This window comes from Flavobacterium sp. KS-LB2 (genome assembly GCF_036895565.1).
In the GTDB taxonomy this organism is placed as follows: Bacteria; Bacteroidota; Bacteroidia; order Flavobacteriales; family Flavobacteriaceae; genus Flavobacterium.
This window is the reverse complement of sequence record NZ_CP145904.1, coordinates 1469618-1491013: the sequence shown is the minus strand read 5'-3', so window position 1 is coordinate 1491013 and position 21396 is coordinate 1469618. Positions and strand designations below refer to the sequence as shown.

At 35.3% G+C, this 21396-nt stretch carries 21 protein-coding genes; 12 read left to right on the top strand and 9 right to left on the bottom strand.

Annotation, left to right across the window (positions count from 1 at the left end; all coding sequences use genetic code 11):
* Nucleotides 1-79: 79 nt before the first annotated feature.
* The 4 genes from V5J73_RS06355 to V5J73_RS06340 all read left to right on the top strand — a co-directional run bounded on the left by V5J73_RS06355 (nt 80) and on the right by V5J73_RS06340 (nt 2223).
* Nucleotides 80-595, top strand: a complete 516-nt coding sequence (locus tag V5J73_RS06355) for a DUF421 domain-containing protein (protein WP_338648366.1) — start codon at nt 80-82, stop codon at nt 593-595.
* A 61-nt stretch (nt 596-656) separates the two neighbouring features.
* Nucleotides 657-1541: a pirin family protein gene (locus V5J73_RS06350; protein WP_338648365.1), complete on the top strand. Its 885-nt coding sequence runs from the start codon at nt 657-659 to the stop codon at nt 1539-1541.
* A gap of 1 nt (nt 1542) precedes the next feature.
* On the top strand, nt 1543-1935 hold the full coding sequence (locus V5J73_RS06345) for an OsmC family protein (protein WP_338648364.1): 393 nt from the start codon (nt 1543-1545) through the stop codon (nt 1933-1935).
* 6 nt (nt 1936-1941) lie between these two features.
* Nucleotides 1942-2223 (top strand): GNAT family N-acetyltransferase, encoded by a 282-nt coding sequence (locus V5J73_RS06340; RefSeq protein WP_338648363.1) that lies wholly within the window; start codon nt 1942-1944, stop codon nt 2221-2223.
* 74 nt (nt 2224-2297) lie between these two features.
* Here the strand turns inward: V5J73_RS06340 and V5J73_RS06335 are convergent, their stop codons facing one another.
* The 3 genes from V5J73_RS06335 to hutH are packed head-to-tail and all read right to left on the bottom strand — an operon-like array spanning nt 2298 to nt 5820.
* A complete protein-coding gene (locus V5J73_RS06335; protein ID WP_338648362.1) occupies nt 2298-3581 on the bottom strand; it encodes an inorganic phosphate transporter in 1284 nt (427 codons plus the stop codon).
* Nucleotides 3582-3611: 30 nt separating this feature from the next.
* On the bottom strand, nt 3612-4256 hold the full coding sequence (locus V5J73_RS06330; RefSeq protein ID WP_282712816.1) for a DUF47 domain-containing protein: 645 nt from the start codon (nt 4254-4256) through the stop codon (nt 3612-3614).
* A gap of 49 nt (nt 4257-4305) precedes the next feature.
* Nucleotides 4306-5820 (bottom strand): histidine ammonia-lyase, encoded by a 1515-nt coding sequence (hutH, locus tag V5J73_RS06325; protein ID WP_338648360.1) that lies wholly within the window; start codon nt 5818-5820, stop codon nt 4306-4308.
* Between the two features lie 637 nt (nt 5821-6457).
* Between hutH and thrA the strand changes: the two genes are divergently transcribed.
* The 3 genes from thrA (at nt 6458) to thrC (ending at nt 11357) form a co-directional block, all read left to right on the top strand.
* Nucleotides 6458-8905, top strand: coding sequence for a bifunctional aspartate kinase/homoserine dehydrogenase I (gene thrA / locus V5J73_RS06320; protein WP_338648359.1), 2448 nt, complete (start codon nt 6458-6460; stop codon nt 8903-8905).
* 107 nt (nt 8906-9012) lie between these two features.
* The gene (locus V5J73_RS06315) at nt 9013-9939 is read left to right on the top strand and encodes a homoserine kinase (RefSeq protein ID WP_338648357.1); all 927 of its coding nucleotides are present in this window, start codon (nt 9013-9015) and stop codon (nt 9937-9939) included.
* A 128-nt stretch (nt 9940-10067) separates the two neighbouring features.
* Nucleotides 10068-11357: a threonine synthase gene (thrC, locus tag V5J73_RS06310; protein ID WP_338648355.1), complete on the top strand. Its 1290-nt coding sequence runs from the start codon at nt 10068-10070 to the stop codon at nt 11355-11357.
* Nucleotides 11358-11558: 201 nt separating this feature from the next.
* Here the strand turns inward: thrC and V5J73_RS06305 are convergent, their stop codons facing one another.
* Complete coding sequence (locus tag V5J73_RS06305) at nt 11559-12422, bottom strand: DUF3037 domain-containing protein (protein ID WP_338648353.1); 864 nt, start codon at nt 12420-12422, stop codon at nt 11559-11561.
* Nucleotides 12419-13207 carry a HipA family kinase gene (locus V5J73_RS06300; protein WP_338648352.1) on the bottom strand — a complete coding sequence of 263 codons (789 nt, stop codon included), beginning with the start codon at nt 13205-13207 and terminating at the stop codon, nt 12419-12421. The genes V5J73_RS06305 and V5J73_RS06300 overlap by 4 nt, the downstream gene beginning before the upstream one ends.
* A gap of 267 nt (nt 13208-13474) precedes the next feature.
* Between V5J73_RS06300 and V5J73_RS06295 the strand changes: the two genes are divergently transcribed.
* Nucleotides 13475-13966 carry a hypothetical protein gene (locus V5J73_RS06295; protein WP_338648351.1) on the top strand — a complete coding sequence of 164 codons (492 nt, stop codon included), beginning with the start codon at nt 13475-13477 and terminating at the stop codon, nt 13964-13966.
* Nucleotides 13967-14028: 62 nt separating this feature from the next.
* Here V5J73_RS06295 and V5J73_RS06290 read toward each other — a convergent pair whose 3' ends face one another.
* Nucleotides 14029-14535: a lipid-binding SYLF domain-containing protein gene (locus tag V5J73_RS06290; protein WP_338648349.1), complete on the bottom strand. Its 507-nt coding sequence runs from the start codon at nt 14533-14535 to the stop codon at nt 14029-14031.
* A 216-nt stretch (nt 14536-14751) separates the two neighbouring features.
* Between V5J73_RS06290 and V5J73_RS06285 the strand changes: the two genes are divergently transcribed.
* The 4 genes from V5J73_RS06285 to V5J73_RS06270 all read left to right on the top strand — a co-directional run bounded on the left by V5J73_RS06285 (nt 14752) and on the right by V5J73_RS06270 (nt 18939).
* Nucleotides 14752-15258 carry a GNAT family N-acetyltransferase gene (locus V5J73_RS06285; RefSeq protein WP_338648347.1) on the top strand — a complete coding sequence of 169 codons (507 nt, stop codon included), beginning with the start codon at nt 14752-14754 and terminating at the stop codon, nt 15256-15258.
* Nucleotides 15259-15291: 33 nt separating this feature from the next.
* Nucleotides 15292-15795 (top strand): SRPBCC family protein, encoded by a 504-nt coding sequence (locus V5J73_RS06280; RefSeq protein WP_302137102.1) that lies wholly within the window; start codon nt 15292-15294, stop codon nt 15793-15795.
* Between the two features lie 290 nt (nt 15796-16085).
* On the top strand, nt 16086-17615 hold the full coding sequence (locus V5J73_RS06275; protein WP_338648346.1) for a S10 family peptidase: 1530 nt from the start codon (nt 16086-16088) through the stop codon (nt 17613-17615).
* 133 nt (nt 17616-17748) lie between these two features.
* A complete protein-coding gene (locus V5J73_RS06270; RefSeq protein ID WP_338648344.1) occupies nt 17749-18939 on the top strand; it encodes an NAD(P)/FAD-dependent oxidoreductase in 1191 nt (396 codons plus the stop codon).
* 82 nt (nt 18940-19021) lie between these two features.
* Here the strand turns inward: V5J73_RS06270 and V5J73_RS06265 are convergent, their stop codons facing one another.
* The 3 genes from V5J73_RS06265 to V5J73_RS06255 form a co-directional block, all read right to left on the bottom strand.
* On the bottom strand, nt 19022-19405 hold the full coding sequence (locus V5J73_RS06265; protein ID WP_338648343.1) for a DUF3037 domain-containing protein: 384 nt from the start codon (nt 19403-19405) through the stop codon (nt 19022-19024).
* Complete coding sequence (locus V5J73_RS06260) at nt 19383-20177, bottom strand: HipA family kinase (protein ID WP_338648342.1); 795 nt, start codon at nt 20175-20177, stop codon at nt 19383-19385. Before V5J73_RS06260 ends, V5J73_RS06265 begins: the two co-directional genes overlap by 23 nt.
* 77 nt (nt 20178-20254) lie before the next feature.
* Entirely contained in the window at nt 20255-21109 is an 855-nt protein-coding gene (locus V5J73_RS06255) for an NAD(P)H-hydrate dehydratase (RefSeq protein ID WP_338648341.1), read from the bottom strand.
* Nucleotides 21110-21396: the final 287 nt, after the last annotated feature.

The window sequence follows — 21396 nt, the reverse complement described above, 5'->3', positions numbered from 1 at the left end:
GCTAACCTTGAATTTGTAAAAACTTTATTTAAGTTTTGGTCATTCTTAAAGTTAAAAACAAAATAGTAAACCTAAAAAAATGAACGAGTACCTTGCTATAATTCTTCGCAGTAGTGCCGTTTATTTTTTTATGGTTATCGCTTTACGACTTTTTGGGAAGAAAGAATTGTCTCAATTGAACACTGCTGATGTAATATTAATTCTGCTCATCAGCAACTCCGTTCAAAATGCAATGGTAGGAAACGATACCAGTTTATGGGGAGGTTTAGCCGCGGCTTCGGTCCTTTTTAGCATTAATTTTATTTTAAAGAAATTGATGTATAAATACCCACGATTCAGTGATTTCATGCAAGAAAAACCAGAAATCTTGATACACGATGGTAATCTTGATTTTAAAACTTTAAGCAAATTAAATATTACATCAGATGAATTGAAAGAAGCCATGCGCGAACATGGAATCGAATATTTTAAAGATGTAAAACTCGCAATGTTAGAAATTGATGGAAATATCAGCATCATTTCGGGCAATCAAAATTTAAAACAAACCTATCACAAGCGCAAACACATCCACAAAAGTTTAAGCGGAATAAACTAAAAAGAAATAGTAAACACAAAGTCAATTTTTGTTATTTTTAGCTTTAAAAAAAACACTTAATATGTCAAATATAAAACTAATTATAGAAGAACGTCCGAGTAATATTGGCAACTTTATGGTTGGGCGATTGCTTCCCTTTCGAGAAAAAAGAATGGTTGGGCCATTTGCATTCATCGATCACATGGGACCTTCTAGCATGAGCGAATACGAAAACTTAGATGTTCCGCCGCACCCACACATTGGGCTTTCCACGTTGACATATCTGTTCGAAGGAAGCATTATGCACCGAGATAGTTTGGGAACGGAAATGGAAATTAAACCCGGACAAATCAATTGGATGACTGCAGGAAAAGGAATCGTCCACTCTGAACGAACTCCGGAGTATTTGCGAAGTTCCAGCAAGATGCTACACGGACTTCAAATTTGGGTTGCTTTACCAAAAGAATTAGAAGAAATAGAACCTTCTTTTTTTCATGTTCCTGAGAATCAAATTCCTGAATGGAAAACGGATAATATTGCTTTTAAACTAATAGCTGGCGAAGTACTTGGCAGAAAATCTCCTGTCCCAGTTTACAGTCCGCTTTACCTCTTAGAATTAAAAAGCACCACGGCACAAACGGTAACAATTGGTGAGCATTTATTTGGCGAAAGCGCTTTGTATATTTTAGAAGGCAGTATCGAAAGTGAAGAAAATGTTTTTGGTCCAAAGCAAATTTTAATTGCCAAAGACAGTAAACTCTGTACGTTTGAAATGGCCGCAAACACGACTATTTACATTTTTGGTGGAGATCCTTTTCCAGAAGAAAGAATTATCTATTGGAATTTTGTTGCTTCAACTAAAGAATTGATTGAAAAAGCAAAAGAAAAATGGTTGGCACAAACCTTTGATACAGTTCCGAATGAAACTGAATTTGTTCCACTTCCAGAACAAAATAAAAGACAATAATATGGGTAAAATAATAGCCAGTATCGGCGCTGAACTTTATAAAACAGAAATACAATCAGAAACTAATTTTATTATTTCTGACGAACCTGAAAGTAACGGAGGAAAAGATCTAGGCTTTGCGCCAAAAGAATTACTGGCTTCTTCACTAGCGGCTTGTACCTGTATCACTTTACGGATGTATGCCAACCGAAAAGGCTGGGATTTAACCGATGTAAAAGTTGAAGTCATTTTTGAAACTGATTCAGTAGAAAATAAATTCAAAATAATGCGCAACATTCAATTATTTGGCAACTTAGAGAATGATCAAAAAAAACGATTAATAAACATTGCCGACAAATGTCCAATACACAAAATTTTAACAAACCCAATCGAAATAACAACTGAATTAAATTAGAAACTAATGACAATTGAACATGTAAACGATACCAAAAACGGTTATTTCAAAGCCACAACTAACGAGGTTGAAGCTGGAAAAATGACCTATACTTGGGCAGGAACCGATAAATTTATTATTGACCACACCGAAGTAAATCCTAATTTTGCAGGACAAAGTGTAGGCAAAAAAATGGTGATGGAAGCCGTACAATATGCACGGGAAAATAATCTTAAAATTTTACCATTATGTCCTTTCGCGAAAAGCGTATTTGATAAAACGAAGGAAATACAAGACCTACTGTTTTAAAAAAATTAATTTTAGAGCAAAAAAAAACCATTCGTCTAAGAATGGTTTTTTTTTTTATGATTGTTATTTTAGCATTAAATAAAAATACTAAAGAGATAGTAAATGATTGCTGCTAATATTGCTGAAATTGGAATGGTTAAAACCCAAGCCCATAATAAGCTAACAGTCATTCCCCATCGCACTGCAGAAACTCTTTTAGTAAGTCCAACTCCAATGATAGATCCAGTAATAGTATGCGTTGTGCTTACAGGCACTTTAAAATGCTCTGTAAAATATAATGTCAATGCTCCTGCAGTTTCTGCGGCAACACCTTCAAAAGAAGTCACTTTTGTAATTTTCGAACCCATTGTTTTCACAATTTTCCATCCTCCACTTAACGTTCCGGCTGCAATAGCAGAATAACAAGCTAAAGGAATCCAAGCTGGCATTTTGAATGCTCCTTCATCATTAGGCAAAACCACATCTAACCAAGCTGGTAATGATTCCTGTGCTACACCACTAGTGTTTATATAAACTGCAACAGCGGCAGCAATAATACCCATTACTTTTTGTGAATCATTTCCACCATGTCCTAAACTAAAGGCTGCTGATGATAGTAATTGCATTTTTTTCAACCATGCCGTAGCTTGATTCAAATTTAAACTACTGAATATTAAACAAAATGTGCTTATTGACAAAATAATAAAGGCAACCAAGAACCATTTTATATTATGTGCTTCAAATGCTACACTCCAAAAAGGAGAATCGAAACGAGGCTTTTCAATTTGATCATAATAAATCATTTGGCTTTCTACGAACCAAACGGTCAAGATCATTAAAGAAGCTGTGAAAATCTTTGGATAAATACTCTTTTTAGAGGCATTAAGAAGCCAAATTGACATCAAATAAGAAATCAAAGCCCCTAATAATGGTGCCAATATAATAAAAGCAATAATGATTAAAACCCCTGAAGGCATCCCACCATCTTTTCCTGCTTTGTACCAAGAAACAACTCCAAAACCGGCATGAGCAATTGCTGCTCCTGCAAAACCACCAATTAAGGTATGTGAAGAACTAGAAGGAATTCCTTGCCACCAAGTAAATAAATTCCAAATGATGGCTGCTATTACACCTGCTAGGATAACAATTAAGTTGATATCCATAGTATTGGCCGTTTTCGCAACAGTATCTGCTACACCAAAACCAAAAACCCAATACGCCAAAAAGTTAAAGAATGCCGCCCAAACTACTGCTTGGAAAGGCGATAATACTTTTGTAGCTACAACAGTTGCTATAGCATTGGCAGCATCATGAAAACCATTAATATAATCAAAGATTAGAGCTAGGACTATAATAACTATAAGTAGAGTAAATTCCATAATTATAATTTCAGAATAAAACCGATTAAATTAAGAATGTTTTACAGAAATTGATTCTAAAACACTTGCTACACTTTTACATTTATCAGCAGCAGTTTCTAAAACTGACAATACTTCTTTGTATTTGATAATGTTTTTTGCATCCGTTTCGTTTTCGAACAAATCAAGAACCGCTTTGTCATACACGTTATCAGATTTATTTTCTAACTTATTAATTCTTACACAAGCATCAGTTATATTCTTGATTTTTTTCAAATCTCTTAATTCTCTAACCGCTACATCAATATTCTGACACGCTTCAAGATTGATTTCAGTCAATTTTCTGATTGATTTTGTAATTTTATCTACTTGATACAAACGCATTCTACTTGCTGCACCATGAAGGTTATCCGCAACATTATCAATTGAGGTAATCAATGAGTGAATATCCTCCCTATCAAATGGAGTAATGAAATTTCTACTTAATTCTAAATTTGTCTGACGCGTAATGTCTTCTCCTTTTTGCTCTAAAGCATCAATTTTTTGAAAAAGAACCTCACGTTCCTTCAAAGGAAGATTTACAGCCTCATGCAAGTTTGTAGCAATTTCAATTAAATTACTAGAAGCTTCCTCAAAAAGAGGGAAGAACTTTTTGTCTTTAGGAACCAAAAACTGGAAAAAATTATTTATATTCATTTCATTAAAATTTAGTTCGGCAAAATTACTGCATTATTCAAAGCCAATGTTAAGTTAATATTAACAAATCGTTTTCTATTTGAAAAGTGTTTAAAAAAGAAACGGTATTCTCAATATCATAATGTAAAATTCGATCTTCTTTTATTAATGGAACTTCCTCTCGATAGGCACTTAAAAATAGCTCTATAAAATCACTAGAAACCAATGGTCGTCTGTATTCAATGGCTTGCGAAGCATTCATGAGCTCAATCGCTAAAATTCGTTCCAGATTATCTAAAACACGTAAGGCTTTTGTAGCTGCATTTGCTCCCATACTTACATGATCTTCTTGCCCGTTACTAGAAACAATACTGTCAATACTGGCAGGAGTCGCCAATTGTTTATTTTGACTAGCAATACTTGCAGCCGTATATTGTGGAATCATCAAACCCGAATTTAATCCTGGATTATCGACTAAAAATGCAGGAAGATTACGCAAACCAGAAATTAATTGATACGTTCTTCGCTCTGAAATACTTCCTAATTCTGCCAAAGCAATTGCCATAAAATCCAAGGCTAAAGCCAATGGTTGTCCATGAAAATTACCTCCAGATATAATTTGATCGCTTTCAATGAAAATATTAGGATTATCCGTCACCGAATTGATTTCTGTTTTGAAAACTTTCTTAACATAATCAAACGCATCTTTTGAAGCGCCGTGAACTTGCGGCATACATCTAAAAGAATAGGGATCTTGAACATGTGTTTTTACTTGTTCAATAATTTCACTTCCTTCTAAAAATCCTTTTATTCTATTTGCAGTTACAATTTGTCCTTTGTGAGGCCTAATAAAATGAATCAATTCATGAAAAGGTTCTATTCTTCCATCAAAAGCTTCTAATGAAATAGTTCCTATTAAATCCGCAAAATAAGAGAACTTACTAACTTTCATCAAAATATATGCTCCATAAGCACTCATGAATTGGGTTCCATTCAACAAAGCTAATCCTTCTTTAGACTGCAATACAATTGGTTTCCAGTCAAAACGCTTCAGAACTTCACTAGAATGTACTTTCTTACCTTCAAAATAAACATCACCTTCTCCTAATAAAGGTAATGATAAATGTGCCAATGGAGCTAAATCACCAGAAGCTCCTAGGGAACCTTGTGTATAAATTATCGGTAAAATATCATTGTTATAAAATTCAATTAATCGTTCCACCGTTTGTAATTGAATTCCAGAATGTCCATAACTCAACGATTGAATTTTGAGCAACAGCATCAATTTTACAATTGCAGTTGGCACTTCTTCACCCGTTCCACAAGAATGTGATTTCACTAAATTCTCTTGTAGTTGTGATAAATTATCGTTTGATATTTTTACATTACAAAGCGAACCAAATCCTGTATTTATACCATAAATAGGTTCTGAATGAGAAGCCATTTTTTTGTCTAAATAATCCCTACATTTTTGAATATTAACTTTCGCTTCTTCAGACAATGCTACTAATTTCCCGTGAGAAATAATCTCTTCTAATGTATCAAAACTCAGTAATTGCGTACTTATATAATGTGTATTGTCCATTTTTATTTTCTAATTAAAGGGTAAAATTCAATAAATCTATATTAATAAACAACCTTTATTGATGATAATTTAAAATACAAGCCTAAAAACAAAATAACATTAAGTTTTATCCATAAAAAGTTACAAATCACCTAACTTGAAATTACAGCTATAAAACACTCAAATTAATACGTATAGCATCACTAAATCTCAGGAATAATAAATAAAAGCTACTTAAAACGGCTTCGTTACAAGCATTAATTATTTTTATAAAGTTATAAATCGAGTTACAAATCGTTTCGTTTTTTAAATAAAAATACGAATAGCTCCAACATGAACCTTGAAAAATACACAATATTCAATATTCTCCTGAATGGAATTGAAATATTAAAATATTCGCAAAAACGAAATTAGAGGCTTCCATTTTTATAAAAAACTGTACTTTTGAAAAATCAAATGACAAACAACAGAACAACATATCATTCTTCGATTACAACTCAACTTTGGGTTGCTTCTTCTGTTACATTTACTACAACAACTACTACCCCTTAGGGGTATACATTTTACATATAATCCTATTATTATATTTTTTTTCTAAAGAAAGAAAGTTCTTGGGTATATAAGAAACATTTGCATTTTTTACATAAAATAAACAAAAATGAAAGTATTAAAATTTGGTGGAACTTCGGTTGCCAATGCACAAAATATAAAACTGGTTTTAGATATCATTATCAATAAAGCAAAAGAAGAGCAATTAATTGTTGTGGTTTCTGCTTTTAGCAAAATTACTGATTTGCTTCAACTTGCTTCTCAAAAAGCAGCTGCCGGTGACGAAAGCTTTAAAGAAATCCTTGCCGATTTAGAGAAAAAACATTTAGACGCTTTAAAAGAACTTATTCCTGTAAGCGAACAAAGCGGCTTGTTAAGCCATATAAAAAGAATCATCAATCATCTGGAAACGTTATTAGACGGATGCTATCTTTTGGGGGAATTATCTCCTAGAACTTCGGATACTATTTTAAGTTTTGGGGAATTATTGTCTTCTTATATTATTGCCGAAGCATTGAAACAAAATCTAAAAAACAGCAGTTATAAAGACAGTCGTGAGCTAATCAAAACCGACAATCATTTTGGAAAAGCCACAGTAAACTTTGAAGTTTCAAATCAATTAATTGCTGAATTTTTTGATTCGAATGAAAATCAAGTGGTTGTAATGCCTGGATTTATTGCCGCATCAATGGACGGAATCAATACTACTTTAGGTCGTGGCGGTTCTGATTATACTGCTGCTATTCTCGCCGGAGCATTGAATGCAACTGATTTAGAAATTTGGACTGACGTTAACGGAATGTACACTGCCAATCCAAAAATTGTAAAACAAGCACAACCTATTGCCTTCATTTCCTATCAGGAAGCGATGGAATTATCTCATTTTGGTGCCAAAGTCTTATATCCGCCAACTATTCAGCCCGTGTTAAGAAAGAATATTCCAATTCTTATCAAAAACACTTTTGAACCGGAAGCCGAGGGAACGTATATTTCAAATCAGGAAATGGATCATACTAATCCCGTAAAAGGAATTAGCCATATCGATAATATCACTTTGATTACACTTGAAGGACCAGGAATGATTGGTGTTACCGGTTCTTCCAAAAGACTTTTTGAGGTATTGTCACATGAAAATATCAATGTGATTTTCATTACGCAAGCTTCATCGGAACATTCTATTTGTATCGGAATTCTAAACTCAGATGCTGATGTGGCAGAAGATGCAATTAACCGCGCTTTTGAAGTCGAAATTTTACAAAACAAAATCGATCCTTGTATCGTTGAAAAAAACCTGTGCATCATTGCTTTGGTTGGTGAAAACATGAAAAATCATCAAGGTTTAAGCGGTCGAATGTTTAGCACTTTGGGTAAAAACAACGTAAACATCAGAGCGATTGCGCAGGGTGCTTCCGAAAGAAATATTTCGGCAGTAATCAACGAAAGAGATGTAAAAAAAGCATTGAATTCGCTGCATGAAAACTTTTTCGAAGAAAATACCAAACAGTTAAATCTATTTGTAATGGGTGTTGGAAATGTGGGAGAGAAATTCATCGAGCAAATTTACCAACAAAATAAATTCCTAAAAGACAATCTAAAAATAAATGTACGCGTTATTGCTTTATCTAATTCCAGAAAAATGCATTTTGACGAGGACGGAATCTCCTTGAAAAATTGGCAATCTGCTTTAGAAAATGGTGAAAAAGCCAATAAAGAAAAGTTTCTTTATAATGTAAAAGATCTCAATTTACGCAATAGTATTTTTGTTGATATCACTGCAAACGAAAGCGTGTCTAAAACGTATGAGCAGTATTTAAAACGCAATATTGCCGTAGTGACTTGTAACAAAATCGCCTGTGCATCAGAGTACGATAATTATAAAAAACTAAAAAAATTATCCCGACAGTTCAATGCTCCGTTTCTATTTGAAACTAATGTTGGAGCTGGATTACCAATCATTGATACCGTAAAAAATCTGATTGCTTCAGGAGACAAAGTCAATAAAATTCAAGCCGTATTATCAGGAAGTTTGAACTTTATTTTTAATAACTTCAATGAAAACAATACTTTTCATGACGTCGTTAAAGAAGCTGGTGTACAAGGATTTACAGAGCCGGACCCGAAGATTGATTTGAGCGGAATTGACGTTGCCAGAAAGATATTAATTTTGATACGAGAAAGCGGTTATAAAATGGAAATTGACGAGATTGTCAATGAATCTTTTATGCCTGCAGAATGTTTGGACACTACAAATAACGAAGCTTTTTTCAAATCTTTAATAGAACACGCAGCTCATTTTGAAACTATTTATAAAGAAGCGTTGAGCAAAGATTCTCGTTTGAAATACGTAGCGCAATTTGAAAACGGGAAAGCAAATGTTGGATTGCGTTTTATCCCGAAAGACCATCCTTTTTACAATCTGGAAGGAAAAGACAATATCGTATTGTTTTTCACTGACCGTTATGTAGACCAACCTTTATTGATAAAAGGCGCCGGTGCCGGAGCTGCCGTTACTGCTTCAGGAATATTTGCTGATGTGATTAGAATTGGAAACGTATAAATAAGTCGTAAAGTCGAATGTCATAAAGTCTAAAAGTTAACCACTTGATTTTATATTCATTCCTAAGACTTTACCACTTTATGACTTTAGACTTTAATACTAGTATTATGAACGAAATAAAAATATTTTGCCCCGCTACAATCGCCAATCTTTCCTGTGGATTTGATGTCTTGGGGCTTTGTTTAGAAACTGCGGGAGACGAAATGATTATTCGGAAATCAGATGTAAAAGGGATTCGCATCACTAAAATTGTGGGCGCCGATTTGCCTTTGGAAACCGAAAAAAATGTAGCTGGAGTTGCTGCTTTGGCAATGCTAGAAGCTATTGAAACCGAATTTGGTTTCGAAATCGAAATCTACAAACACATCAAAGCCGGAAGCGGAATTGGCAGTAGTGCCGCAAGTTCAGCTGGTGCTGTTTTTGGCATCAATGAATTATTGGGACGTCCATTTACAAGAAAAGAATTGGTTTTATTTGCGATGCAAGGCGAAAAATTAGCCAGTGGAAATGCCCATGCTGATAACGTTGCTCCTGCCCTTTTAGGCGGCTTTACGTTGGTGAGAAGTTCAAATCCGTTGGACATTATCAAAATTGAAAGCCCGTCGGAATTGTACGCTACTGTCGTTCATCCTCAAATTGAGTTGAAAACTTCGGATGCGCGTTCGGTATTGAAACAAACGGTTTCCTTAAAAAGTGCTATTACGCAATGGGGAAATGTGGGCGGATTAGTCGCTGGATTGTATACCAAAGATTATGACTTAATCGGACGTTCATTGCATGATGAAATCGTGGAACCGTTGCGAAGTGTCTTGATTCCAGGATTTGATTTAATCAAAAAAACAGCGTACGAAAACGGAGCTTTAGGTTCCGGAATCTCGGGTTCGGGTCCTTCAATTTTTGCTTTGAGCAAAGGAAAGGAAACCGCAGATAAAATCGCAAAAGCCATGAGCATCGTGTACGACGAAATGAATTTACCGTACGAAATTCACGTTTCAAAAGTGAATGACGAAGGAATGAAAATAATAGCCCCCTAACCCCCGAAGGAGGAATAAAAGGAATAAGATTATTGATTTTAAAATTACAACAACACATACTGAATCCAGTTTCGTCTCCCTTCCCTTTGGGAAGGGTTGGGGTAGGGATTCTACAATTACTAAACACAATGAAATATTACAGTTTAAACCATAACGCACCCAAGGTTTCTTTCAAAGAAGCCGTAATACAAGGATTAGCCACTGATAAAGGATTGTATTTTCCGGAAAGTATCATCCCATTAGCACCTGCTTTTTTTGACACTATCGAAAATTTAAGCAACGAAGAGATTGCTTTTCAAGCGATTCAACAATTTGTGGGTGACGAAATCCCGGAAGCAACCTTAAAACAAATCATTGCCGAAACCTTGTGTTTTGATTTCCCTGTTGTCGAAGTTGAAAAAGGCATTTATTCCCTTGAATTGTTTCATGGTCCAACTATGGCTTTCAAGGACGTAGGCGCGCGTTTTATGTCGCGTTGTTTGGGTTATTTCAACAAAGACAACCAAGACAGTAAAAATACGGTTCTTGTAGCGACTTCCGGTGATACTGGTGGTGCTGTAGCGAGTGGTTTCCTTGGTGTAAAAGGCGTTGAAGTTATTATTCTGTATCCATCCGGAAAAGTGAGCGATATTCAGGAACGACAATTGACCACTTTAGGACAAAATATTAAAGCGCTTGAAGTAGACGGTGTTTTTGATGATTGTCAGGATATGGTCAAAAAAGCTTTTCTTGACGAAAGTTTAAAACATAAAAATCTGACCTCGGCAAATTCGATTAATATTGCGCGCTGGTTGCCACAAATGTTTTATTTCTTCTTTGCGTATAAAGCATTAAAAAAACAAAACAAACCATTAGTTTTCTCTTGCCCAAGTGGGAATTTTGGAAATATTTGCGCGGGTATCATTGCCAAAAAAATGGGATTGCCTATCGAACATTTTGTAGCTTCTACGAATGTGAATGATACGGTTCCGCGATTTTTAGAAAACGGAGTTTACGATCCTAAACCTTCGATAGCGACGATCTCAAATGCGATGGATGTGGGGAATCCAAGTAATTTCATCCGAATTCAGGAAATGTACCACAATGATTTAGAGCAATTCAAAAAAGATTTCTCTTCGTTTACGTTCTCAGATGCCGAAACTATTGAAGCCATGAAAACCATTTACAACACCGATGGTTACATTGCGGAACCTCACGGAGCTGTTGGTTATCTCGGATTGAAAAAAGAATTACAAAACCATCCAAATGCACTTGGTATTTTCTTAGAAACTGCCCACCCAATAAAGTTTTTGGATACGGTTGAACCAACATTAAACGTAAAATTACCGATTCCTAAACAAATTGAAAGTGTTTTAGGAAAGGAAAAAGTGAGCACAAAAATTAAAAAGTACGAGGAATTGAAAGCGTTTTTGGCGTAAAAATTAAATACATTTTTTAAAATACAAACCGACTGAGAAGTGATTTTTAGTCGGTTTTTTTTATGGGAATTAGTCAGATTTTTTTCATTATTAAATTGATTCTCTCTGAAAAATTCATTTGGTTTCTAAAGAATTAAAAAAATATTGATTTATGGATAGATATACAAATTAGCTACAACAATATTAACAAATATCAATAATTTATTCGGTAATAGCTTTTATTGCTTTTAGTGAATAATTATCAATTTCATTTTCCTCAATAATTCTTGCATATTTAATTTTATCTAGTAATGAAATTGCATGATCATAGTCTTTAAACAAACTTTTAAATTTAGGTCTCCCAATTATCAAATCATATTGCAAATTATTATTTTTTGCTTCATTCTCTAAATCAATAAACTGCCCTAAATTTTTATAAGCTTTCTCAGCAATGCTTTTAGACTCCTTAAGATCAAAACTAATTGGTTTGACTAAATTTAAACTACCATTTTGCCAAGCATAATCAAATTTAAATTCGTTTCCGTTTTCATTAGTAACAGTATAATCAACAAAAAATCTTTTCTTATCTCTATTTATGAGATTAAAATCTAAACCTCGTAAATTATCATAAAATTGATGTAATAATTCTGGTTCTTTAGGCTGATTAAACTGATGTTTTATATCTTCTATAAGATATTTATTTAACAGAATTTCTTCTATGAAATCATTTTTAAAATCTTGTTGATAATCAGTTTTAAAATTAGAAAACTGAAGTACACTTCCATCAAGAGGAAGAATATATTTGGAAATAAATGAAGATAAATCATCAATTTCTAATTTATGAAAAACATCATTATTTAGTGATAATCTTTCAAGTCTTTTATCAATTTGCTTAAGATATTCTTTAATTGTCCTTTCGGGAACATTATTATATATAACCTTTATACGACTTAAGTTTTTTGAATATGAAAATGAAAATTTACCAACATTACTAAAAAAAATAAGCAAACCAATATTTATACTCTCATCAAGAAATGGAGAATGCTTGTATTTTAAGACACAATATTTATAAAAATCTTTTTTCATTTTATTATACCAATTAAGTGGTTACATATTGGCATTCTTTTATTTTTAATCCATTCCAAAAATAGTAAAAAATCATCTCTATCTCCAAAATTAATATTCAAAGAATCTAATTCATTAAAAATACTAATAAATCTATTTATATTCAAATGCTTTAACATTTCTGCAAATTCGTCAAAAATTCCATTCTTAACTCTCAATGATTTTAAATGAGTTATTACAATATGACGTTGATAGGGATAATTTTGTAAATATGTAAAATAATTCGGATCGCTATAAGAATTATTAATAAAAGGTAAAGTTTGCTCGTGATCTATTAATAAAATCTCATCATCATTAACTAACAAATTTGGTTTGTTTCTAAAACCTCCCCTATCGCTATTAATTATAACATTATCAAAAGCAAACAAATTTGCAATATCATATGATTTAATAAACTGAAGTGAAACCAACGGATTAAAAATCACATATTGACCGTTAAACTCACTACAAAACTTATATCCATCATCTAAATTATCTAATTCTTCTTTTTCAAAAAAATCAATTAACAAACTGTGGTCAATATCAATAACAGCATAATTGGGAACTGCTAAATTGAATTCATTAGCTAACTCCGAAATTAATATTTCCTTAGCAACACTAAAATTTTGCTCAACATATTTTTTTTTAAAAAGTTTCATTACGTAATGATTAACTTTTCCTAGCTCATCAACAGCTGTTATTAATAAAGGTTTTGAACTACCTCCATCTATAAAACCATCAATTTGAATTAATTTTAAAATTTTCATTTAAATATATTAATGCGGAAATATAGTACAAACTAATTCAAATTCCAAATTAACTTTTGCCCTTACTTCGCAAAGTGTTCATCAAGAAAAATGGTCGCGCTCGTTAAACTATATCTGATATACAAAATTTCTCTCGGTCGATAGATCAAAAATCTCTTCCGTACCACAATGATAAAAAATTACAACTAAAACAAAAATAAGCTACTGACCTTAAAAGGATGTAGCTTTTTTTATATCTTGGCTCAATCTAAACCAAAGAGAAAACCGATGAACACAACAGAGCAAGTGTCACAAGAGCAGAAACAAACCAAGTTCCGAATCAAAAATATTTTCCTACCGGACTACGAAAACTACGAAGGCGTTCGCAGAATCAATATTTATGTGATGCGGTTGTTCTTCGCGTTAATGTTTGTTTTTGTTGCCACAGATTCTTGGACCGTTATTCTTACCCATGAAGGTGCTTGGGATCCAACAAGGGCAGTTGCTTGGTGCTGTTGGGCGGCGTACTCCACACTGGCGCTTTTGGGCGTATTCCATACGTTGCGCATGTTACCCATTATGCTTTTTATGATTTTCTACAAAGGACTTTGGCTTATTGTTGTCGCTTATCCGCTGTGGTCTGCCGGCACTCTTGAAGGTTCACCAGCAGAAGGAATGGCGTATATGTTCACCGGAATTATAATACCAATACTCTTCATGCCTTGGAAATATGTATTCAAAAAATACATTTTATTCGAAACTAAAAAGAAATCAGTATAGCATTTCAATATACCTATTAAAAACAAAACGGCTGAGAAAATTTCTCAGCCGTTTTGTTTTTATCACAAGTTATTAAACTTGAATTGCTGTCCTCCAATTGACGCCTCGTACATGAGTCCGCCTTTCTGCATGGTGAAAACCATCACGCCATTGGTATATTTTACATTTGCGGAAGCGCCTTCGGTTACCGCAACCGCTGAGGCTTGTGCGGAAAACTCGAATCGGCTTTCTTTAAACCGGTCCATTTCATTTTTGGATTCAAAAAATATCACTTCTCGATACGCTTGTCCGCCAGCCTGAAATCCTATGCTCAATTGCGTTAATTTTGCCATTCCTATTCGCTTGTTTTGCTCATAGACCACGCCGTTACCGGCTGCTCCTCCAACACCGATTCCTCCCTTTCCAACATTGGGAAAAATAACATAACCGTAGGCTTTATCAAAAAGTGCTTTCATCAACGGGTCACTTTTAATGAACTCCGCTTTGGCTGTTTTGCTGTCAGCAATAATTTTATTCTTTTTAGCGGTTGATTGCCCTAATACAGGCGCTATGTTGAGTACACAAGCCATCATTATTACCAAAAAAATATTTAAATTTTTCATAATTGAATGTATTAAATTGTTGCATCGTTTCTTTCATCAAAGATAAAAATAATTCCTTAATAAAAATTAAATATACTGATTACCAATACTATATAATTTATTTGACAAAAAAAACGAAGTGATTACTCCCTTTTTTCTACCTTTGAAAAACACAAAACAATAACCCCAGAATAGAAGTTATACATGATTACAAAAGCAACAATAGAAGACGTTTCCTTTTTAAATACATTAATCAATTCAGCCTATCGCGGCGAATCTTCTAAAAAAGGATGGACCACTGAAGCCAACATTTTAGAAGGACTCAGAACCACTGAACAAGAACTGACAGAAACGATTCAAAACCCAAAAAATACGATTCTGAAATTTACAGAGAATGACCAAATTATAGGTTGCGTATTGTTGATTGAAAAAGAGCAACAATTATATTTAGGAATGCTGACGGTTTCGCCAGAATTGCAAAACAGTGGCGTGGGGAAAAAATTATTGCAGCAGGCAGATATTCACGCGCAAGCATTAGGATTACCAAAAATTGTAATGACTGTAATTTCCGTTCGGGATGAACTGATTGCTTGGTACAAACGTAATGGTTATAAAGATACGGGAGCAAGAGAACCGTTTCCGGCAAGCGATGTTCATATTCCAATTACGGAAGTGCCTTTGGAATTTATCGTTTTGGAAAAAAGGGTTTAGAATTAGTAATAATCAATCTTAAATCGAAATAAAATGGCAACTAATAGCAAAACACTTGTTGTAAAAGATTTAGAAGAAAAAACAATTCTGGTTTCCAGAACATTTTCTGCGCCACTTGAAAAAGTCTGGCGTGCGTATACTGAAAGTGAATTATTGGAACAATGGTGGGCACCAAAACCTTGGAAAGCCGAAACCAAATCGATGCACTTTTCTGTTGGCGGTTATTGGTTGTACGCAATGGTGGGGCCCGAAAATGAAAAGCATTGGGGACGAATGGACTATACAGCCATAACACCCCATTTAAGTTTTGAAATTAAAGATAGTTTTTGTGACGAAGAGGGAACTGTAAACACTTCGTTGCCGGTTGCTACAGGAACTATTGTTTTTACGACTACAGAATCCGGTACTTTGGTTGAATTCAAAATGTTTTATTCTAATGAAAAAGAGATTGAAACCATGATAGAAATGGGCTTTGAACAAGGTATTACAGCTTGTCTCGAGCAATTGGAAGCGTTATTCCAAGAAAATAAAATCTAGCGATTACCAAAATTTCTATCCATTTTCGGGCGGCTCGCGTAAGGGATTGCGGCGGCATCCTTTATTTTTTTTCTTTAAAAAAATAAAGATAGAGCCAAAAGCCTGACCCCAAAGCTGCAGTTACGGGAATGGAAAAGGGAATTTTCTGCTTTGGGGTTACGCCAAAATAAGGTTTCATGGTTTGGAAATTACTATGCTGCTTTTTGTCACTCTATTAAAAAGCAATATATTAGTGCTGTCAAAATTATATCCGAAAAACGGTATTGAAATACCCCAAACCAATCTCTTTTATGAAAAAAACAGTACTATCCTTGCTCTTCGTTGGATTTTTTACCGCTTTGCATGCCCAACCTTCAAAAACACCCACAACTCCTGCCGCTCCAAAAGAAGAAAGTTCAGCCGCAAATCTTATTTTCAATCCGGATTCGCAAGTGGTGACGGAACATACTACAACTATCAAAGGTCAAAAAGTGCCTTACAAAGCCACCACTGGTACGATGCCGGTTTGGGACGAAGACGGAAAAGCTATAGCCGGTTTATTTTATACGTATTACGAACGCTCCGATGTAAAGGATCGTGCCGCACGTCCTTTGGTTATCTCCTTCAATGGAGGTCCAGGTTCGGCTTCGGTGTGGATGCAGATTGCCTACACCGGTCCAAGTTTAATTAATATTGATGATGAAGGCTATCCGTTACAGCCATATGGAATCAAGGAAAATCCATATTCGATCTTGGATGTTGCCGATATTGTTTTTGTAAATCCGGTCAATACCGCGTATTCAAGAGCAACGAGCAAAGAAATACCAACCACTAAATTCTTTGGTGTAAATGCCGACATTAAATACCTAGCCGATTGGATCAATGGATTTGTATCCAGAGCCAATCGTTGGGCTTCGCCAAAATATTTGATTGGTGAAAGCTACGGTACCACACGCGTTTCGGGATTGGCGCTAGAATTGCAAAACAGCGAGTGGATGTATCTGAACGGTGTTATTCTCGTATCGCCAACTGAATTGGGAATCACTCGCGGAGTCGCCTCTGAAGCGGCACTAAAACTGCCTTATTTTGCTGCTACGGCTTGGTATCACAAAATGCTGCCTGCTGATTTACAGAACAAAGATTTAACCGCCATGTTACCAGAAGTGGAAGACTTTACCATCAATGAGCTGCTACCCGCAATGAGCAAAGGTGGCGCATTAGACGAACAAAAAAGAAAAGAAATGGCCGCTAAAATAGCACGCTATTCCGGACTTTCGGAAAAAGTGGTTTTACAAAATAATTTAGATGTTCCTTATGATTATTTCTGGAAAGAATTATTGCGCGATCAAGGTTTTACCGTTGGAAGATTAGATTCCCGCTACAAAGGAATTGACCGTAAAGCGGCTGGAGACGGACCTGATTTTAATGCCGAACTTACTTCATGGCTCCACTCCTTTACTCCTGCCATCAATATGTACTTGCGCAATAATCTAAACTACAAAACGGACTTTAAATACAATATGTTTGGTTCTGTGAGACCTTGGGATGATTCCAATGATAAAACCGGAGAAAACCTGCGTCAAGCCATGGCACAAAATCCATATTTACATGTAATGGTTCAGTCCGGATATTATGACGGAGCCTGTGATTATTTCAACTCAAAATACAACATGTGGCAAATGGACCCAAGCGGAAGGCTAAAAGACAGAATGTCCTGGAAAGGCTATAGAAGCGGTCACATGATGTACTTAAGAAAAGTAGATTTGGAAACTGCCAACGAAGATATTAGACAATTTATAAAACAATCCCTGCCTAAAGCCGGAGAATCGGCGAAATATTAGTTTTAGTATTATTTTTATAAAAAAGGCTGTTCAAAATGATTTTGGACAGCCTTTTTTTTGCTTTACAAATACAATAGCTAATATAAAACCCCATATCAAGGTTAATGGGTAAAACAAACCGTATTTTTGTAGCGTGAAGAAATTAGTTTCAATTATTGGAGGAGGTCCCGCAGCACTTATACTCGCTGCATTACTCGATTGTCAAAAATTCAAGGTTACCATCTACGAGAAAAATAAAACACTGGGAAGGAAATTTCTGGTAGCGGGAAAAGGAGGATTTAACCTTACCCATTCGGAACCTATTGCTGAACTGATTGCGCGCTATACGCCACCCCATTTTCTGGAAAAAGCACTCCTTGATTTTGATAATAACGATTTTCGGAAATGGATTGATACCATCGGTATCCCAACATACATCGGCAGTAGCAAACGGGTATATCCTGAAAGTGGCATTAAACCCATAACAGTGCTCAATGCAATTCTGGATGTTCTCGATAAGCAAGGTGTTGCTATTCAATACCAACATACTTGGAAAGGTTGGACGAGCAACCATAATATTATTTTCAATACGGATACAGCAATAAAATCGGACTATACCATTTTTGCCATGGGCGGCGGGAGCTGGAAAGTCACCGGTTCTGATGGCACTTGGCTAGATTTATTCGAAAGGGAAAGTATTCCTATCGTTCCATTTCAATCTTCGAATTGTGCGTATCGTGTGAACTGGCCGGAAGATTTTATTTTGGAACATGAAGGCAGTCCGCTTAAAAATATCGCCATAAGCTGTTTGAATAAAAGACAAAAAGGCGAAGCGGTAATCACACGTTTCGGTTTAGAAGGAAATGCGATTTATGCTTTGAGTCCACAGATTAGAAAGGAATTGGAAAACCAACAGATAGCAACTGTATTTCTGGATTTGAAACCAACATTACGGTATGATGATTTACTTCAAAAGATCAAAAAATCAACCTTTAAAAAGACGAGCGAAACACTACAAAAAGAAGTTAAATTGAGTGCTGCGCAGATTGGTCTTTTGAAAAAATACCTTTCGAAAGAAACCTACCTGAATCCAGAATTATTAGCACAAAACATTAAAAAACTGAGTATCGAAATCACCGGCTCTGCCCTATTGAACGATGCAATATCTACAACAGGCGGTATTCAACTCGATGTGGTGGATGAAAATTTCCAACTAAAAAATAAAAAAAGCAATTATTGTATCGGTGAAATGCTGGACTGGGATGCGCCCACGGGCGGCTATCTCCTTCAGGCTTGCTTTAGTATGGGCATGCATCTTGCGCGTCACCTGAATAGCGTTTCTTAATTTTTAATATTCTATTGTTGACTCCAAAAGAGTGTTTTGTTTACGAAATAATTTTCCAACAGTTTTTCCATTTCAAATTTATTTACAATACCATTTCTTCAAACAAGCGTTGCGTTGTTTGTTCCAAATCATCACACAATCCCGGATGCGGTCTTGAGGTTTGAATAGCTGAACTGCGAAGTGCTGTTAACCAACGAAAACGCGATGGAATATCAAATTGCGCTATGGGTCCACCAGATTTTTCGCCATGCGCCACTTTTGCAAATGCCTGTAAATTTAAATGCAATTGTTCTAGATCTAAATCGGCTGAGAATAGTTGCAGTTTAGCTTCATTCATCGAGCAAAGCACTTTTATAAACTTCGCTTTTTTGCAAAAGAGAATAATACCCACATTGAGGAATTCTTCGCGTTCTACCCTTGGCACAACCCGGATTACGGCATACTCATATAAGTGCTTCTCTTGCATTTTGTGCTTCGTTTATAAAAATTTCGGAATGGTTCAAACGTATGGATAAAAACTGGAAATAGACTTCTCGAATGGCTTCCGGAGTTTCATCGGTATCTTCCCATTGCAACCAATCCTCTGGAATCAGATTCACGATATTTTGTAATACATCGTCAGTCAATATTTTTTTGAATATCTCATCTGTTTCTGGCAACAAAGAGGCCTGAGGCAACAATACATGGTCTTTAATCAATGCAAAAGGGCTTTGTGCATGCTTTTCCCAATTGGTCCACGAATGATGAAAATAAAGACTGGCACCGTGATCGATCAACCACAATTCTTTATGCCAAATCAACATGTTGGTGTTTCTAAACGTTCTGTCGACATTGGTGATAAAAGCATCTAACCAAACAATTTGGGACGCTAATTTTGGATCAACCAAAGTGACAACAGGATCAAAATTTATGGCTCCCGATAAATAATGCAACGCCAAATTAAGTCCTTGACTGCCTTGAAGTAAATCTTGAATTTCTTCATCAGCTTCTGAACGTCCAAAAGCTTCGTCGAGATTTGCGAAAACGAGTTCCGGCATTTTTAACTTTAAAACACGGGCAATTTCACCGCCTATTAATTCGGCAATCAAGGCTTTTACACCGTGTCCGGCACCTTTGAATTTCAATACGTATTTAAAATCATCATCGGCTTCAGCGAGCGCAGGCAAAGAACCGCCTTCCCGCAAAGGAGTGATGTATCGCGTAACATTTACGGTTCTAAGATGGGGTGTTTTTTCCATAATCGAATTGGATAAAGCAATTTTGCTTGGATACAAACTTACAAATAAGTACGATAAAATTCATTTAGGAATGTTATTTACTCCAATTTTTCTAAACTCAAAAAGGCTTTCCCAATATTCGCAATAACATCTGAAGCAATAAACGATTGATAGCCAGTTTCCTGTAAAGCGATATCAGCGGTTAAACCATGAAGATACACGCCAAGAATTGCGGCACTAACAGGTTCATAGGATTGTGCCAATAAACTAGTAATCATACCCGTCAAAACATCGCCAGTTCCCGCAGTTGCAAGCGCAGCATTTCCGGTGATGTTTTGATAGACAGTTTCGCTATCGATGATTTGAGTTGGCGCGCCTTTCATCACGATTATAACTTGATATTGTTTAGAGAAAGAGATTGCTTTACTCATTTTCTCCTCTTCGGAATACCATTTCCCTATCAATCGTTCCAGTTCTTTGGGATGTGGCGTTAAGATTGTTTTAGGCGGTACAAAAGAAAGCCATTCTTTGTTTTGGGATACAATATTCAACGCATCAGCGTCTATTACTAGCGGAATTTTATTGGTTTTTAAAAACTGATGCACTGCATTTTGGGTTTTAATTTCCTGACCTAAACCGGGACCAATTCCTATAGCTTGTGGTGTTATGTCAAAAGTAATATTAGAGATTAGTTTTTCCTGATTGTCCGTGAGAACCATGACTTCGGGATTGGCGATTTGCAGAATATCATACCCGCATTTTGGAATAAAAACGGTGACTAATCCGCAACCGGTTTTCAAACAAGCTTTGGCAGACAAACTTACTGCTCCTATTTTTCCATAACTTCCGCCAATGATTAAAGCGTGTCCCTGAATTCCTTTGTGAGTATGCTTATCTGGCTGTTTGTAGCGTTTCAGGATTTCTTTTTGGTTGATGTAAATGGGATTCGTCATTGAAATTTGTTTGTTTAAAATTACGAATTTAATAGGAAACAAATTCGTTATTTGAATCAAAATTCCCTAGCCTTGATTACTTCACTATACTTCTATTTTAATAGGAGTTCAGTGAACTTCGTTTGAAGCGGCATCTCCCGCTTTAGAAAAATAAGGCTTTTTAGCCGTAGTTTTTGTTAAGCGGGAATACAACGAATAGCAGGAAACAGCTCCTAAAAATACTTATTATAAATCCTACAGTAGGTGTTATTCCGAAAACGTTTGAAACTTTAAACTTTGCTTCGCTC

Coding starts and splice junctions, on each gene's coding strand:
- V5J73_RS06355 (WP_338648366.1), top strand. CDS start 80: ATGAACGAGTACCTTGCTATAATTCTTCGCAGTAGTGCCGTTTATTTT.
- V5J73_RS06350 (WP_338648365.1), top strand. CDS start 657: ATGTCAAATATAAAACTAATTATAGAAGAACGTCCGAGTAATATTGGC.
- V5J73_RS06345 (WP_338648364.1), top strand. CDS start 1,543: ATGGGTAAAATAATAGCCAGTATCGGCGCTGAACTTTATAAAACAGAA.
- V5J73_RS06340 (WP_338648363.1), top strand. CDS start 1,942: ATGACAATTGAACATGTAAACGATACCAAAAACGGTTATTTCAAAGCC.
- V5J73_RS06335 (WP_338648362.1), bottom strand. CDS start 3,581: ATGGAATTTACTCTACTTATAGTTATTATAGTCCTAGCTCTAATCTTT.
- V5J73_RS06330 (WP_282712816.1), bottom strand. CDS start 4,256: ATGAATATAAATAATTTTTTCCAGTTTTTGGTTCCTAAAGACAAAAAG.
- hutH (WP_338648360.1), bottom strand. CDS start 5,820: ATGGACAATACACATTATATAAGTACGCAATTACTGAGTTTTGATACA.
- thrA (WP_338648359.1), top strand. CDS start 6,458: ATGAAAGTATTAAAATTTGGTGGAACTTCGGTTGCCAATGCACAAAAT.
- V5J73_RS06315 (WP_338648357.1), top strand. CDS start 9,013: ATGAACGAAATAAAAATATTTTGCCCCGCTACAATCGCCAATCTTTCC.
- thrC (WP_338648355.1), top strand. CDS start 10,068: ATGAAATATTACAGTTTAAACCATAACGCACCCAAGGTTTCTTTCAAA.
- V5J73_RS06305 (WP_338648353.1), bottom strand. CDS start 12,422: ATGAAAAAAGATTTTTATAAATATTGTGTCTTAAAATACAAGCATTCT.
- V5J73_RS06300 (WP_338648352.1), bottom strand. CDS start 13,207: ATGAAAATTTTAAAATTAATTCAAATTGATGGTTTTATAGATGGAGGT.
- V5J73_RS06295 (WP_338648351.1), top strand. CDS start 13,475: ATGAACACAACAGAGCAAGTGTCACAAGAGCAGAAACAAACCAAGTTC.
- V5J73_RS06290 (WP_338648349.1), bottom strand. CDS start 14,535: ATGGCTTGTGTACTCAACATAGCGCCTGTATTAGGGCAATCAACCGCT.
- V5J73_RS06285 (WP_338648347.1), top strand. CDS start 14,752: ATGATTACAAAAGCAACAATAGAAGACGTTTCCTTTTTAAATACATTA.
- V5J73_RS06280 (WP_302137102.1), top strand. CDS start 15,292: ATGGCAACTAATAGCAAAACACTTGTTGTAAAAGATTTAGAAGAAAAA.
- V5J73_RS06275 (WP_338648346.1), top strand. CDS start 16,086: ATGAAAAAAACAGTACTATCCTTGCTCTTCGTTGGATTTTTTACCGCT.
- V5J73_RS06265 (WP_338648343.1), bottom strand. CDS start 19,405: ATGCAAGAGAAGCACTTATATGAGTATGCCGTAATCCGGGTTGTGCCA.
- V5J73_RS06260 (WP_338648342.1), bottom strand. CDS start 20,177: ATGGAAAAAACACCCCATCTTAGAACCGTAAATGTTACGCGATACATC.
- V5J73_RS06255 (WP_338648341.1), bottom strand. CDS start 21,109: ATGACGAATCCCATTTACATCAACCAAAAAGAAATCCTGAAACGCTAC.